General features: G+C 47.2%; 15 protein-coding genes. 7 read left to right on the top strand and 8 right to left on the bottom strand.

Annotation, left to right across the window (positions count from 1 at the left end; all coding sequences use genetic code 11):
* Positions 1-56 precede the first annotated feature (56 nt).
* Positions 57-503 carry a hypothetical protein gene (locus QUB68_RS19665; protein ID WP_332995613.1) on the bottom strand — a complete coding sequence of 149 codons (447 nt, stop codon included), beginning with the start codon at positions 501-503 and terminating at the stop codon, positions 57-59.
* A 260-nt stretch (positions 504-763) separates the two neighbouring features.
* Between QUB68_RS19665 and cobS the strand changes: the two genes are divergently transcribed.
* The gene (gene cobS, locus QUB68_RS19660; protein WP_332995611.1) at positions 764-1,561 is read left to right on the top strand and encodes an adenosylcobinamide-GDP ribazoletransferase; all 798 of its coding nucleotides are present in this window, start codon (positions 764-766) and stop codon (positions 1,559-1,561) included.
* A 157-nt stretch (positions 1,562-1,718) separates the two neighbouring features.
* Complete coding sequence (locus tag QUB68_RS19655) at positions 1,719-1,886, top strand: hypothetical protein (protein ID WP_332995609.1); 168 nt, start codon at positions 1,719-1,721, stop codon at positions 1,884-1,886.
* Positions 1,887-2,165: 279 nt separating this feature from the next.
* Here QUB68_RS19655 and QUB68_RS19650 read toward each other — a convergent pair whose 3' ends face one another.
* Positions 2,166-3,914 carry a hypothetical protein gene (locus QUB68_RS19650; RefSeq protein ID WP_332995607.1) on the bottom strand — a complete coding sequence of 583 codons (1,749 nt, stop codon included), beginning with the start codon at positions 3,912-3,914 and terminating at the stop codon, positions 2,166-2,168.
* Between the two features lie 440 nt (positions 3,915-4,354).
* Between QUB68_RS19650 and QUB68_RS19645 the strand changes: the two genes are divergently transcribed.
* Both QUB68_RS19645 and QUB68_RS19640 read left to right on the top strand, forming a co-directional pair.
* The gene (locus QUB68_RS19645; protein WP_332995605.1) at positions 4,355-4,591 is read left to right on the top strand and encodes a hypothetical protein; all 237 of its coding nucleotides are present in this window, start codon (positions 4,355-4,357) and stop codon (positions 4,589-4,591) included.
* A gap of 46 nt (positions 4,592-4,637) precedes the next feature.
* Positions 4,638-4,847, top strand: coding sequence for a hypothetical protein (locus tag QUB68_RS19640; RefSeq protein WP_332995603.1), 210 nt, complete (start codon positions 4,638-4,640; stop codon positions 4,845-4,847).
* 399 nt (positions 4,848-5,246) lie between these two features.
* Here QUB68_RS19640 and QUB68_RS19635 read toward each other — a convergent pair whose 3' ends face one another.
* The 3 genes from QUB68_RS19635 to QUB68_RS19625 all read right to left on the bottom strand — a co-directional run bounded on the left by QUB68_RS19635 (position 5,247) and on the right by QUB68_RS19625 (position 7,883).
* Positions 5,247-5,660: an MgtC/SapB family protein gene (locus tag QUB68_RS19635; protein WP_332995835.1), complete on the bottom strand. Its 414-nt coding sequence runs from the start codon at positions 5,658-5,660 to the stop codon at positions 5,247-5,249.
* A gap of 91 nt (positions 5,661-5,751) precedes the next feature.
* Complete coding sequence (locus QUB68_RS19630) at positions 5,752-6,429, bottom strand: hypothetical protein (protein ID WP_332995601.1); 678 nt, start codon at positions 6,427-6,429, stop codon at positions 5,752-5,754.
* Between the two features lie 488 nt (positions 6,430-6,917).
* Positions 6,918-7,883 carry an N-acetylglucosamine kinase gene (locus QUB68_RS19625; protein ID WP_332995599.1) on the bottom strand — a complete coding sequence of 322 codons (966 nt, stop codon included), beginning with the start codon at positions 7,881-7,883 and terminating at the stop codon, positions 6,918-6,920.
* Between the two features lie 296 nt (positions 7,884-8,179).
* On the opposite strand from QUB68_RS19625, the gene QUB68_RS19620 reads away from it, so the two are divergent.
* Entirely contained in the window at positions 8,180-8,440 is a 261-nt protein-coding gene (locus QUB68_RS19620; RefSeq protein ID WP_332995597.1) for a hypothetical protein, read from the top strand.
* 276 nt (positions 8,441-8,716) lie between these two features.
* Here the strand turns inward: QUB68_RS19620 and QUB68_RS19615 are convergent, their stop codons facing one another.
* Both QUB68_RS19615 and QUB68_RS19610 read right to left on the bottom strand, forming a co-directional pair.
* The gene (locus tag QUB68_RS19615) at positions 8,717-9,592 is read right to left on the bottom strand and encodes a Uma2 family endonuclease (protein ID WP_332995596.1); all 876 of its coding nucleotides are present in this window, start codon (positions 9,590-9,592) and stop codon (positions 8,717-8,719) included.
* A 116-nt stretch (positions 9,593-9,708) separates the two neighbouring features.
* Positions 9,709-10,065 carry a zinc ribbon domain-containing protein gene (locus QUB68_RS19610; RefSeq protein ID WP_332995594.1) on the bottom strand — a complete coding sequence of 119 codons (357 nt, stop codon included), beginning with the start codon at positions 10,063-10,065 and terminating at the stop codon, positions 9,709-9,711.
* A gap of 215 nt (positions 10,066-10,280) precedes the next feature.
* On the opposite strand from QUB68_RS19610, the gene QUB68_RS19605 reads away from it, so the two are divergent.
* Positions 10,281-10,607, top strand: coding sequence for a phasin family protein (locus QUB68_RS19605; RefSeq protein WP_332995592.1), 327 nt, complete (start codon positions 10,281-10,283; stop codon positions 10,605-10,607).
* 285 nt (positions 10,608-10,892) lie between these two features.
* A complete protein-coding gene (locus tag QUB68_RS19600; RefSeq protein ID WP_332995589.1) occupies positions 10,893-11,480 on the top strand; it encodes an FKBP-type peptidyl-prolyl cis-trans isomerase in 588 nt (195 codons plus the stop codon).
* 185 nt (positions 11,481-11,665) lie between these two features.
* Here QUB68_RS19600 and QUB68_RS19595 read toward each other — a convergent pair whose 3' ends face one another.
* Complete coding sequence (locus tag QUB68_RS19595; protein WP_332995588.1) at positions 11,666-14,251, bottom strand: replicative DNA helicase; 2,586 nt, start codon at positions 14,249-14,251, stop codon at positions 11,666-11,668.
* Positions 14,252-14,385 lie beyond the last annotated feature (134 nt).

Genomic DNA, 14,385 nt, shown 5'->3' with positions numbered 1-14,385 from the left:
CTATTGTTGATGACATCGCGACAAAAAACTCACAACGGTTGACTAATCAGTGACGATTAAAATAGGGAATCATCCTCATCCAATTGCAGATCCCAGTTTCCTGAGAGTACCTGATCGACCACTGCATCCAAAGCCGCAGCATTTAAATTTCGGGCGACTTGCTCTTGCAAAGGGGTGGAGAGGGGAATTAACCGCAACAGCCGTCCGTCTTGGATCAGGTCAAAATAAGCACCATCCTCGGGGGACTGTTTCAGTTCTAGGTAATCAAAACTATACACGTTCAAATAAAGCGCGTGGTTGGCAATCAGGGTAGAACGATCGGGGTTGGCGAAGACTTCGATCACATAACCTTCCCCTTCGCTGTAAATCTTGCCATCTTGGATGTGAAGGTAGCGGACACGTCCTAAATCAAACAGCAATCTTTTGATATCGCGCTTGTTGACGACAATGCCTGTATCGATGATGCAAGGAGCAACTACCCTGTTATTAAATTGGTCACTCATGGAGCAAAAGCCTCTGTTGTAGTATGTTCCCGTCTTGGAAATCAGGGAGTTAGCTAGAATTCTTGGTTTGGGAAACGCGGATCTTCAGTTTAGCCTTTTTAGATAGGGATATTGGGGATCGCTGCCGGCAGAGGTTTTCCGGGGAAAACAGCGAGCGGCAGGAGGAATGCCCGATCCAAAGGACTAGGGTGTTACAGTTCCAATTCTGGCACACGCTAATGAATTAGCAACTACATAAAAAATGAAAAATTTTCTATCTTATGGTGGGTGATAAATTGGTTCGCTCTACGATCGACTTTTTCCGGAATCAAGGCGCTGCCATCGCAGCCGCGGTCGCTTTTTATACTTGCTTGCCGGTGCCGATGTCTTGGACTTTGGAGTTTCGGGGCATTGCTCGCTTGGCACCGGCGATCGGGCTTTTGATTGGCGGGATGCTGGGACTGGCGGATCTTGGCTTGCAGTTGTTAGGTATGCCAGCTCTGACTCGATCGGCCTTAGTAGTAGTTTTGGGCATCGCCATCACTGGCGGGCTGCACCTAGATGGAGCAATGGACGCGGCGGACGGGCTGGCCGTCCCCGACCCGGTACGCAGGCTGGAAGTGATGCGGGACAGCGTGACAGGGGCTTTTGGAGCCATGGCTGCGATCGCCCTCATACTGCTGAAAACTGCGGCTCTATCGGACTTGAGTAACTATCGGTGGCTGGCTTTGATGGGTGTGGCGGGTTGGGGGCGGTGGGCGCAACTGGTGGCGATCGCCCGCTATCCCTATCTCCGGGCCGAAGGTAAGGGAGCTTTTCACAAAGAATCGATTTATTCACCTTTTGATTTTATCCCGGGAGTTCTGTTGTTGCTGAGTTTGAGCGTGCTGCAAGTTGTCTTAGAGGGCGATCGGTGGCTGTTGGCGGTGGGGATGGCTTTGGGGGGAAGTGCGATCGGAATTTTTGCCGGAGCCTGGTTTAACCACCGTTTGGGCGGCCACACGGGTGATACTTACGGTGCTGTAGTCGAGTGGACGGAGGCTTTGTTGCTGTGTCTTTTGGCGGCATTGCAAGGGTGAAGATAATTCGGCGATTGAAATCGCTACTACACAAACGAAGTCTGCCTCCGCAGACTAAGAGGTGGAAATCGGAACTCGACTTTGATATTTTCTATCCTGTCTGCCTTGAATTGCCACGCTAGATTAGACACAGCAAACCTCAACTTTTAAGAAAACTATGGGATACTTTATTGCTGCGATCGTACTCGGAATGCTAATTTGGGCTGGGATCGAGATTGTGCAAACAGTCCGCAACTGGGAACTCAATCGCTCCGAAATCAACCAAAAAATTCAAGCTGAAATGGTCAAAGAGACATATTGCTGTCAATTTTGGGATTCTGAATAAGCACAGCAAGTATAATAGACCTCTTGCAAAAGTCCTTTTAATCAAATTTTGGAACGGGTAAGATGCCCATTCCACAAGAAAAAATTTTTTTGTGGGATGGGCATCTTGCCCGTCCTAGCTATTTTTGCAATCTTGTCTAATGAATCGTTCTGACGCACCATTTATTGGCTGGTGCGTCAGCTTAGAAATTGTTAGTTTTTGGCAAAAATAATGCGAACTGACGCACCCTACAAAATGAATGGAAAATGCAGCAGCAACTTTTCCATTCATTCTCAATTTTTACACTTTCGGCTCAACCCAAACCATCATCCCCTCAACCCTCAAACCTTTGCCGCGAGTGCCGCAATATTGACCGTTAGAAGTAACAGGAGTATCGCCCACATTTTGAATATGAGCGGTGTAAGATACATCGTACTTATCAGCTTCCTGCCCAGTCAGGCGCGCGGCAAATCCTTCAATACGCTTGGCTTTGCCCCGGAAACCGGCCAACTCCCCTTCATCAATCCAAGCAGTATCGCCAACTCCTTCAACGTGAGCCATGTACTCCAAATTTAAACCGGGAACGGGAGGCTCTATTTTAATTTGAAATCCTTCGACGCGGAGGCCTTTAGCTTTCGTACCGGCATATTCTTTATCGCTAAAAGTTCGATCGCCAATTCCTTGAATATGCGCCAACACTTTTAAACCTACAGCCGCCGCAACTTGGGAACTCGCAGACGGCGCGATCCAAACTTTAATGCCCTCAATTCTCAAACCTTTGCCGCGAGTGCCGCAATATTCGCCGTTGGAGGACACATCGGTGTCGCCGATATTCTGAATGTGAGCGCTATAAAATACGTCGTACTTATCAGCTTGCGGCCCAGTCAGGCGCGCGGCAAATCCTTCAATTCGTTTCGCTTGACCTCGAAAACCCGCCAATTCTCCTTCGCTGAGCCAAGGAGTATCGCCAACACCTTCGACGTGGGCCATGTACTCGACTGTTAAGCCGGGAATTTGTGGCTCGATATTGATTTGAAATCCTTCAACGCGCCGGCCTTGAGCTTTCGTACCCGCGTATTCTTGAGCACCGAAAGTTCGATCGCCAATTCCCTGAATATGCGCCAAAACTTTCAATCCCAAACCGCCTTCTACAGGCACTTGTTGAATCTCGCGAGGTGCTCCAAAGACAATGTTGCCAGAGCCCTTTGCTTGAAGGGACTTAGGTACTTCCATGCTAGGAACGATAATCACCTCGTGCATCGGGGCGGAAGGTGCGGGGGATTCCAAAATTTGGATTTGTGGCGCAACTGTAACTTGTTTCGGTGCGACATTTCCCGACGGGATGATAATCACTTCGGGCAAGGGTTCGGCGCTGATTTTTGCTTCGGTTGCTGCTTTAACTGCGGGTTCGACTTTAGGCGGTGCTGCTTTTACCATCTGGGCAACGGTTAATTTGCCTCTGGAAATGGCGACGGCTATTTGTTTGCCAAAAGCGGCGCTGACTGTTTCTTCGAGGATTACCCACTCATCGTCGTCTAGTTTGTCTTGCTGTTCCACCAGGGCGAGGACTGCTGCAACTGGGTGTTTGCCGCCCAATAAGGATTCTGCGTCGGAATGCAGTTGAGTTGCGGTTGATTCGGAAATGGCGCGGTGGAGTTCGCGGGCTTTGCCATGTACTGATTGTAAGGGCGCGAAGTCGCTTTGTTCGCGGTGGGCGATCGCCAATACTCGATCGAGAACTTTCAAAGCTGCGTCGCGAATTTCTGCTTTACCTTCGGAAGCTGCGGCAGTTTCGACTAAGTTTTGAATGTCTTTGAGGGAAGTAATTTCCCCTGGGGCGATCGCAGATTTATTCTGTTCGAGAGCTTTTTTTTGGACTTCTGCAAAGTTGCGGCTGTAGGTAGCAATTTCTTGCAGTAAGCTGTCCGAGGGAGGAAGGCCGGAGTCTTGCAGTTGTTTGGCTGCTCTTGACAGGCGATCGGCTAAATTACCATAAGTTTCCGATAATCTGGCTATTTGTTGTAGCAAATCGTTATGTGCTGCTTCCATAGGTGTTGCGTAAATATTTAACTTGCTGATTATAGACGGTGAGCGTCTTCTGAAGGTAGAAAGCGGTAGTCATTGGTCATTAGTCATTAGTCATTAGTCATTAGTCCAGAACTTACGCATTTCCGACTCCTCGAAACCGGGTTTTTTACCTTTTCGGCGGGCTGTAACCAAGTAGAGGCGTAAAAAAACCCGGTTTCTCGCCACCTGTGCGTCAGTCAGAAGGAAAATTTTCCCCATCTCCCGCACTCCCCATCTCCCCCTCTTCCACTCCCCCGCGTGATCCTCGTCACACCCGTGCAAATACTTAGTCACACTCTGCGAGTCCGGCTGTCACGGCTGGCCCCTAAAAATGTCACACAAATTGAGCAATAGCCGTCACTGCGGAGTCAGTTAAAACCGTTGATACTGAGGCTATTCAACCAATAAAACCCACAACTGTTATGGTACTGATTCGCGATCTCGCCCAACAAGCTATGACTCTAGGTTATCTAACTGTTGAATCCGAAAATCAACTGCGGCAGATGTTAACTAATACCAAGTATGACTTAGAAGACTTAAATGCTTTTATGACTTTGCAACTAGCAGCCATGTCCGGTTTGGTGAAACAAGAGTCTCGCGAACTCAAGCATTTTAAATCTTTGGCGAGACCGCCTCGCAAACTTCCTGGTAGTAATTAGTTGGTTTTTGATACATTTAATTTTAGTAAGGAAGATTTCGACCGTGATGATTCGTGAAGTTGTACAACAAGCTATTGCCGCTGGATATCTGAGTTGGGAAGCGGAAAATGAAATGCAGCAGATTTTTTCTTCATCCAACTGTGATTTGGCAGATTTGGATGCTTTTATGAGCTTGCAGTTAGCTGCGATGGCCGGTCGCGTCAGGCAAGAGTCTTTGGAATCGATAAATTTGCCAAAATCTCCTGGACAAAGTTAATCAACTTCATTCAGTCCTCGGACTGGATAGATATTAACTTTCTGCCACAAAAACCGACTTAAGTGATAATTTAATTTACCGCTAATTTATTTAAATTGATGATAAGTGATTAACCATGATTGCTAATAAACAGCTAATGTTATGTCACATCGATCGACCGCAATCAAATTTGTTTGTAGTGAGGACTAAAGTCCTCCCTCATAAAACTTTGAGGACTGAAGTCCTCACTACAAACGTTATAACCGTTATTTTACCAGACATTAGACCTCTTGCAAAAGTCTTTTTTATCAAATTGTGGGACGATGCTCAGAGCAACGTCCCACAATTTTTTTTTCTTGTGGGATGGGCTTTGAGCATCGTCCTAATTATTTTTGCAAGAGGTCTATTATATAATCGAGACTATTTCCGACGACTCCGACGCTCCAATAGTTTAATTACTCTCAGAACAAACAGCGACATGAAAGCACCAATTAAGGCAAGTTGCCACAACCCGCATCCTGCCGCAGTTCCTAACGCTGCTGACACCCAAATAGCAGCGGCAGACGTGAGTCCGTGAACTTCAGCTTTGCCTACTTCCTGCTGACATTCGCGCAGGATTTCTCCGCCTCCCAAAAACCCAACTCCGGCAGCAATGCCTTGAATTACCCGCTCTACAGCATCTCGTGCATTTTCATTGTTATCTATTGCTAGCGGTATTAAAACAAACAGTGCAGCACCCATACTTACTAGCATATGAGTTCTCAAACCCGCTGGTTTGTGTCTGAGTTGGCGCTCCCATCCAATAATTCCGCCCACAAACAAGGCTAGACACAACCTTAATAGTATGCCTAGCCAATTATCGGGAGACCATAAGTTAGCGATCGACAATGTTTTACTGCAAATAACTCATCGGAAGATTCCCATGCTAGCGCAGCACGATGTCCGATCGCAATCTCACTGCCAAATCTTCTTCCGGGCGAATCACCAGCACGTCAACGCTGCGCCGCCCCAACAATACGCCAGCTAATGCGCCGATGCCAGCGCCTCCCAATACTTCCTCAGTGGCGATCGCCTTGTCGCCAGTAATGCCTGCTAGGGCTGCTGCTGCTGCTGCGCCCAATGCTGCACCTTGCGCTAGTGAACCTGTACCGGCACCTTTTTGAACTCTTTCGGTTCTGGTAATAACTCCCGAATTTCCGTCAATCCGATAGCGTTGGCGGCGGCTGACAATTAACTCTGTGGCCACAAATTGAGTACCTCTTTGATTAGCCCTTCTGACAGGTCGCAATTCCCCGACAATCTGGCTACCTGCGGGGATTAATACTCTGCCTTGAGCTGTGCGGATGTCTCGCGCTACTGTTAATGTTAAAGGTGCAGTTTCATCGGGGGTAACAACAATTTTGTCTTTTTCATAGCTGACTGGAATTACACTGCCCGCTGGAATTCGGATGCTATCAAATTGTGAAATTCGTTGTTGAGCTGATGCGGGAGCAGCTACCACTAACGGCGCGCTGGTTGCAACTGTAATGCCCAGTGCGAGGATTGCTGCTGTTGCCGTTAGCGCAGCCCTCGGAGAGGATCGCCATTTTTGAGAAGTAATCATATAATTTGTGTCCTTGGTTTTGTTTTGGTTTTACTTAGAAACGCACTAATGCTAAATTTTTTTGTGGTTTCGCATTCATTTGATGTTTTGATTATGGCAGGCGGGAATTCTGCCAGTTGGGAAGATAAGGTAGATAATCAAGAATTTTAAAATTTGGTAAAATTGAGAAAATCCGGCTGAGTGGGGCGATCGGGAAGATAAGGAAGATAAACAGGATATAGCCTTTCGAGCTCTCATATCAGGTACGCGAACGGCATAGGGCATAGGGCATAGGGCTATGGGCATAGGGCTATGGGCTATGGGCTATGGGCTATGGGCTATGGGCATACCTCACCACCCTTGAGAACCGCTATAATACGGCGGTTGAAACCGCGTCTACACAAACGAAGATGGGACGTACGGTTGAAACCGCGTCTACACAAACAATGTCCGAGCGAGCGAGGGACTCAAGATAAGATTAGACGTACGGTTGAAACCGCCGGGTCTTCTTAATTTTTGAGAGCGTTTAAGGCTAACAATCCAGCACCGAAAGCTGGTTCGTATCGGGGCGAAATTACCTGGGCTTTGGGCGCGATCGCACTTATGGCACTTTCAAACCTACCCCAGCAATTTGCCTCGCCGCCCCACACACCTCCTATCATAACAATTTCAAATTCTTCTGTTGGCTCAAATAGCGCTGCAATGGCTGTTTTGGTGGAAAATGTTAATTCTGCCACAGCACGCTCAATAATGCCGTCAGCGACGCGATCGCCCAATGCTGCGGCTCGATCGACAATCGGCGCTAAAGCTGAAATTTCTGTGACTCCCCAACCGCTTCGGTAAACGAGTTCTACCAATTCTTCGAGGTTATTGAGGCGTAAATGCTGTTGAAATTTTTCCGCCAGCACGGTAAACTCGGAGCGCCCGTCATAGAACTTCAAAGCAGCTTGCAAACCTTGAACAGCGATGTCATATCCGCTACCTTCATCACCTAAAATATATCCCCAACCGCCGACTCGTTTAGTTTTTCCTTGACGGTTTTGCCCGAAAACAATTGAACCCGTTCCTGAAATAACGGTGATACCTACTGAATGGCCCGTGCCGCCCACAAGTGCGATCGCGCAGTCGCTGCAAATTACGATATTTCTCGGTAAGAGCGATCGGGTAACAGGCAAAGTATTCGTCAACTGCAAATTCTGCACTACAAACTGTACGATTTCAATATCTTTTGGACGCCCGACGCCTGCTAGTCCCAGACAAATTGCTTGTATATTGAGATTAATTCTTGGCTCAATATTAGCAGAGAGAACTGCTCGTTCGATCGCCAATTGAATTGATTCTTTTACTTTCTCAATTCCCTGCGTTTGATAATTTGACGGCCCTGCTTCCCCGCGTCCCAAAACAACGGTGTTTTCGTCCATTAAGACGCAGATAGTTTTAGTTCCGCCGCCGTCGATGCCAAATACGTAATTCATTTAAAAAAATTTAATTTATCTTTTCAAGTAACATCTTGACGGCTGGGACGCAATGCGGCTATGCTCTGTGGTATGGGTTGCTTTGCTTAAAGGAAGCACCCGGCGGCCCGAAAATCTAGTTGCACTGCCCGAAGCTGCTACCAACAGCAACGGACAGCTCACCGCCAAACTGATGACACCAGTATGGAGGCTTAATGGAGAATCTTAGCATTCGCTGTGGCCGCCCTGCTTTTCGTTACTGCGCGGGGCGGCTGGGTTTTTGGGTTTTCCTAGCCCAAAAACAAAGAGAGAATATCATGGCACAAGAGTTTTTACCTAATTCTGACGACTCCGATCGTCCAAATGACGGCTGTGCAGTGGCAGAACAAGAGATCTTGCGGGTAGCGGTGACAGGTTCCCGCGATGGAGTTTTGCAAACTATCAGCACCTTGCACCAATTGGGATTTGCCAAAATCGGCGATTGGAGTCGCTTGCAGCGAGGAGCAAAGTCTGGTGAGGTGGTGAGCGTTTTGATCATCCGCCGAAAGCGAAAAGTTATCGCTATTCCGGGCGAATAGACATCAATCCGCTGTGAGGCGAGTTCAACTGGATTCGCCTCTGTCTAACAGGGTATTGTACGATCGCACTTTTCCAGTCCTGGACGCACTGTGACTAAAGAAACCGGGTTTTTTGCAGAATCTCGTGACTCCAACGAATTACTTTCGTGAAAAACCCGGTTTCTGGACACCCGCGCGTCCAGGACTGTTTTCCATAAAAAACCTCGGTTTCTGTAGCGTCGGTGCCAGAGTGTCCGCCCTACAGAAACCGGATTTCTCGGCATTGAGAATCGATTTTTAGAGATTGTCAGGGTCGATTCCTGCTGCTCGCAGTCGATCGAGCAATCGCTGTTTTTCCAGCCGCTCCTGTTCTAGTTGAGTCTCAGCTAGAGCTAACTGAGTCTCAGCTTGCTCTAACTGAGTCTCAACTTGTTCTAACTGAGTTTCAGCTTGCTCTAACTGAGTCTCAGCTTGCTCTGCCCGGTGTTTTTCGATTTCAGCTCGCTCCGAACCAATCAGCAGCAAATTACCATCCAAATCCCACCACCGCAACCAGATTTGTGTTTGATTCTGATAGCTGCCTTCCCACAATCCCAACTCCACTCCTAAAGGCCCAATCGGATAATGCCCGCGCTCATTGGGAGCTATTTCTTGATAGCAGCCATCTGCCAAGTGATAAACTTCTAACTTGTTAGTTTTTATCTCGAAGATGCCGTAGAAAAGTATGTGGATGATGCGCTCATAAACCCAGAACTTGCCCGGGTTTTGTACTTCTCCAGCTTCATTGTACAAAGGAGTTTTGTCTCTTTCCTCAGAGCCGTTGCCGGAGGCAAATTCGATCGCGATTAACGGAGCTAAATGCTCTTTCCATAGGACGTAGGAGCGGCGAGTTTGACCGTTTACTTTCGCTGGTACGCCGGGAACATAGAACCAGTCTGGGGCTTCAGCGCCCTTTTCTGCGGGTTCGGTTTCTCGCCAGTAGATGCCGCAATCTTGACCGATCGCATATCGTCCGTCGGGATGTCTCTGCTCCAAAAGTGGCCCGATCGAATCTGTGAGAATTATGCTCTGAGGGTGTTCTTGAAAGTTCTTCACAAATGTTCCGTCTGACTCTGGTAATTGGGTGTGATCGGGAAGGGGTTTTTGTAAATCTGGGATGATTGTAGAAGTCATGGGATTTTAGATTTTAGATTGTTAAGCGCAGATGCAATATTTTTGGGGGATATCAACCAAAAAGCTTGTTACTGAGCTTTGTGTGATGTATCTATTCTAGACTTGGTACAATTAGATCAAATGGACAGGGCAATGCTAATAACAATTAAACCAAATAAAGCTAACCAAACGAGATTTCGCTGACACCAATTTTTGATTGATTGTGGCCAGCCACCACTGATGTAACGGCTCGTCTGTGGCACGAGCGGCTCGGCTTTGTCGTGATAAAGCGTGCATTCTTTGGCGAAGGGACGCTGCGGGTAGTTGCAGGTGTCGTCTTCGTGGTAGATACACGTAGTGCACAAAAATTCTGCGGATGCCGATCGATAAAGCGGGATACCCGGATGACCGAAAGCTTTGAGAGGGGCTTTGCAGTGCGCGCAGGCGATCGATCTGGCGTCTACAGGTTTGTGACAGCGGGGACACTCAGGCATTGACGGCAGGGTGATAGGGTAGTGTTGTCGGTCAGCAAATTAGCGGGTTTTCCGAACGCCTATGGGCGGGTTAGACTCGCCAGCAGGCTGCTGGATGCTCCAAAATAGAAAGGTAGGTCAGTGCTGTTGTAACTTAAATTGTACAAACGGTTTCGCAGCGACAGCAGGCGACCTGAGCCGATCGGGTATAAAGGGGCAAACAGTAGGAAAAATCTATGGATAACAATAGCAACTTACTCAAACAACTTGTCATGCTGGGCATTGGTACTACCTCTCTGATGGCGGAGAAATTGCAGGAAGCCAGCGAGCAATGGGTCAAAGATGGCAAAATCAATCCCGAGCAAGCCAAAACCTTTGTCGATGACATGACTGAGCACCTCAAGTCCGAGCAGGGCAATTGGGATACGCAGTTGCAGCGCCAACTTCGGAATATGCTGCAAGATATGGGCGTTCCCCGACAGTCGGAAATGGATGAGTTGCGCGGCAGGCTCGATCGCCTCGAACGTCAGATGCGGGATTTAGAAAACCGTAACTGGCGCTGAGTGCGATCCTCTGCGTTGGCTTTCCTAGGGATCGCGAAAGCTAACGCACTCCGGGCGATCGCGCTTCGCTCCTATCTTGTGATAAGATTGTCACCCGAAGGCAGAAGGCTCAAGAAAGCAGAAGGTAAAATTACAAACATTCTGACTTGATACTTTTGCCTTTTAAATTAACTGGCACCTGCCATTTTTGGGCGGAAAAGTTCAGATAAAATTTTGTAGTTCTTGTTGTAATAGATGTCTTAGATATCTGAGATGTCGCGGTTAAAAGTATCAGGAGGATTAATTTTGCGAGGAATTCTGGTCAGCTTGGGGGTAATGCTGGTTTGTTTTGTGTTTTTGATAGTCGCTCAAATGAGCGGTTATGTACCTACAGCAGTTGCCTCTGAAGTGAATAATCCTTTAACCGATGTTGCGCTTGAGATCCTCTCAGCGAAGTCTTTCACGGAAGATAGCTTGTTAGTAGCTGATGCTAATTTACCGAAGGAACCAGCTACTATCGCTGGCAATAACATGACTGATAATACTGAGAAAACTGTCACCACAGATTCCGGTCTGAAATATGTTGAATTGAAAGAGGGTGATGGGGCGACTCCAAAAACCGGCCAGACGGTTGTGGTGCACTACACTGGCACTTTGGAGGATGGCACGAAATTTGACAGTTCGCGCGATCGGAATTCTCCTTTTCAGTTTAAAATTGGCGTCGGCCAAGTAATTAAGGGTTGGGATGAAGGTGTCGGTACAATGAAAGTTGGAGAACGCCGCAAGTTGATTATTCCCCCTGAACTAGGTTATGGTGCTCGCGGTGCGGGCGGGGTGATTCCTCCTAATGCTACGCTGATTTTTGATGTGGAATTGTTGAAAATCGCTGGCTAGGTAGCTCAACCTAATTAAACGTAAAACTTTGACGGTGTTCAGAAACCCGGTTTTTTTATTAAGAAACCGGGTTTCTGTTATGAAAGTTCGATCGTTCGGACTTCAGTCCTCTCATGAGGCTATTAGTCAATAAGGACTAAAGTTCGATCGATCGAACATATTTTACCGCCTTCGTTTGAGTTGATTTAAGAGCGCTTCGGAGATGCCAAATTGCGGAATGAGGTATATTGGGCATCGAATAATAGTTTGATGATGCCTGTGGGGCCGTTTCTGTGTTTGGTGATGATTACTTCGGCAATTCCGCGATCGGGCGAATCAGGGTTATAGTATTCGTCGCGGTAGAGCATAATGACTAAATCGGCGTCCTGCTCGATCGATCCAGAGTTATGACTGACAATGCCATCAGCTAACCAAGATTCGACACCAGGAACAGTCAAGTCAAAGACTTCTTCTTCTCCCGCTGCTGAGATATTAATCACTTCATCCCAGAACAAGTCAGAAGATGCTTTTTTAAGCAAGGCATCACTATCCAGAAGTTTGCCATAGTCTAAAACCGTTTCTCGTGAAGGAGCAAAACTGAAGTGGGAAGAACCACCGTAGGCTGTTTCTCTCAGTTTAGACATCTGGCGTGTCGTGACATTACATTCCCGCATACGCTCACGAATAGTCTGAAATACTTCTTTAGGCAAAGTATCTCGGTTAGGATTAGCATTGATTCCGGCAAGTCTCATCTTCAAGCGCCCAGCATCTGCTACTTTGCAGCCTGCGGAACCAATTTGTTCGAGGAAATTGTCCTGCATGGCTTTGCCAGAAATATCTACATGGTAAACACAACGATGACTTTTTTGTTGAACAGTCCTAATTCTGGCTACTATGTTGAACCTGAATAACAGCGCAGCCACTCCTTGCGCCAGATGACTGCTGCAAGTCGCAAGGCTGATTTTCGTGGCGCTTTTCTCAGATTTAGGGACGTGGTAAGTGCCATCAGTAGCCCACAGGTGGGCAAGAAAACTCGCAACTTGCTGATTATCAAGTTGAAATACTTCTGGGGGAATATGTTTCTCATGGGATCGTTGGTCAAAAATACCCAGATTACGCAGCCACAAATTGATTCCTTTGGGTTGCCAACGGTTTCCATTACCACTGAAAACTAACTGATGCCAGTTGCCTTTACTTTCGTGTCGATTGACTTGGACACCAAAATACTCAGCAGCGGTCTTTACGATTTCACTATTTTCCTCGGATGCAGTAGTATACCTGAGTGGCTGACCTTTCAGATAGCTACCATCTCCCATCAAGTGAGCTAGAAAAGAAATTTCATGTTCCTTCCAGTTAATTGGCTTCTGAGGCTCAGGAATAAATCTAGCGATCGCCACCCGACTTCCCACTTGAACCGACTTTAACTCTTGCCAACCTTGCTCTGTGTAGATTCGATGTTGAGCCGTAGCCTTGAGGCTTCTGCCACTGGCTAACTTAAGGATAAAGACAGGCTTGACTCCTACTCGCCAAACCTTGTCACTTTTCGCCACCGCAATCTTTTCTAGGTGATTCATCGCCAACACCATTGGCTCTTGGCCTACTAGATCGCGAATTGGAACTCGGCGACCATCCGCTAACAGCACGGGCGTATCACCAGTAACACATTCCCGTAAATCCGACATCATCGGCCGCTTATTTGTCCTCGCTTCTACACTCCGACTCAACTGAGATAAGGCAATAATCGGCACGTTGAGTTCCCGGGCTAAACCTTTAAGGCCTCTAGTAATTCGAGATAACTCTTGCACGCGGTTGTCGCTGCTACCTTCCATTAATTGCAGATAATCTAGCAAGATTAATCCTAATGATCCGCCTTGTTCTGCTTGGAGGCGACGGGCTTTCGATCGGATCTCCATAACGGTAATATTGGGAGTATCGTCAATAAATAGGGGCAATTCTGATAAGTTACCTATGGCTGTACTGATTGGTTCCCATTCGTTTTGACTGATTCTGCCCGATCGCAAACGGTTACTTTCTATTTTAGCTTCACTGGACAGAATACGCTGCACTAGCTGTTCTTTCGACATTTCTAAGCTAAAAACGGCAACCGGCAATTTTTGCTGTCCGGCGGCGATGTGGTGGGCGATGTTAGTACAAAAGGCCGTCTTCCCCATCGCCGGTCTAGCCGCAACGATGATTAAATCCGATCGCTGAAAGCCACCTGTCATCGCATCTAAGTCGTAAAAACCGCAGGGAATACCGGGAAGTGTCAGCCCTTCATTGCGATTTTCGAGGTCTTGAAATGTTTGGTTTAGTGTTTCGCCGATCGATACTAAATCTTGTTGCGGACGTTCTTGAGTGATGCTAAAAATTTGTTGTTCGGCGCGGTCTAAGACTGTTTCTAGCGGTACTGCTGTCTCGTAACCTAATTGTACTATGTTGTTGCCAGCTTCGATTAATTTACGGCGCTGATATTTGTCTTCAACTAAGCCTGCATATTGGTCGATGTTGACTGCTGAAACTGTGCGATCGACTAATTGTGCTAATTTAGTTAATCCTCCGACTTGTTCTAACTGGTTGCGATCGGTCAGCCAAGTTGTCACCGTCATTAAATCGGTGGGTTCCCCCTGCAAAAATAGCCCTAATGCCGATCGATAAATGACTTGATGAGCGGTGATGGCAAAAAACTCTGGTCGCAAAATTTCAGCAATTCGGGAAATAGCTTCGGGGTCAATTAAAATCCCGCCCAAAATTGCTTCCTCCGCCTCTATGTTTGTCGGCATCAAGTCGCTCATTAGTCAATAGTCCTCAGTCATTGGTCATTGGTTATTGGTTATTGGTTATTGGTTATGGGTTATTGGTTATTGGTTATTGGTTATTGGTTATTGGTTATTGGTTATTGGTTATTGGTTATTGGTTATTGGTTATT

The organism is Microcoleus sp. A006_D1, assembly GCF_036702805.1.
Lineage (GTDB): Bacteria > Cyanobacteriota > Cyanobacteriia > Cyanobacteriales > Microcoleaceae > Microcoleus.
Note: the sequence above shows the minus strand (reverse complement) of the source record. Positions and strands in the feature narration are given on the sequence as shown.

Bases quoted from the DNA above. Each gene is read 5' to 3' on its own strand.
- QUB68_RS19665 (WP_332995613.1), bottom strand. From the start codon at position 503: ATGAGTGACCAATTTAATAACAGGGTAGTTGCTCCTTGCATCATCGAT.
- cobS (WP_332995611.1), top strand. From the start codon at position 764: ATGGTGGGTGATAAATTGGTTCGCTCTACGATCGACTTTTTCCGGAAT.
- QUB68_RS19655 (WP_332995609.1), top strand. From the start codon at position 1,719: ATGGGATACTTTATTGCTGCGATCGTACTCGGAATGCTAATTTGGGCT.
- QUB68_RS19650 (WP_332995607.1), bottom strand. From the start codon at position 3,914: ATGGAAGCAGCACATAACGATTTGCTACAACAAATAGCCAGATTATCG.
- QUB68_RS19645 (WP_332995605.1), top strand. From the start codon at position 4,355: ATGGTACTGATTCGCGATCTCGCCCAACAAGCTATGACTCTAGGTTAT.
- QUB68_RS19640 (WP_332995603.1), top strand. From the start codon at position 4,638: ATGATTCGTGAAGTTGTACAACAAGCTATTGCCGCTGGATATCTGAGT.
- QUB68_RS19630 (WP_332995601.1), bottom strand. From the start codon at position 6,429: ATGATTACTTCTCAAAAATGGCGATCCTCTCCGAGGGCTGCGCTAACG.
- QUB68_RS19625 (WP_332995599.1), bottom strand. From the start codon at position 7,883: ATGAATTACGTATTTGGCATCGACGGCGGCGGAACTAAAACTATCTGC.
- QUB68_RS19620 (WP_332995597.1), top strand. From the start codon at position 8,180: ATGGCACAAGAGTTTTTACCTAATTCTGACGACTCCGATCGTCCAAAT.
- QUB68_RS19615 (WP_332995596.1), bottom strand. From the start codon at position 9,592: ATGACTTCTACAATCATCCCAGATTTACAAAAACCCCTTCCCGATCAC.
- QUB68_RS19610 (WP_332995594.1), bottom strand. From the start codon at position 10,065: ATGCCTGAGTGTCCCCGCTGTCACAAACCTGTAGACGCCAGATCGATC.
- QUB68_RS19605 (WP_332995592.1), top strand. From the start codon at position 10,281: ATGGATAACAATAGCAACTTACTCAAACAACTTGTCATGCTGGGCATT.
- QUB68_RS19595 (WP_332995588.1), bottom strand. From the start codon at position 14,251: ATGAGCGACTTGATGCCGACAAACATAGAGGCGGAGGAAGCAATTTTG.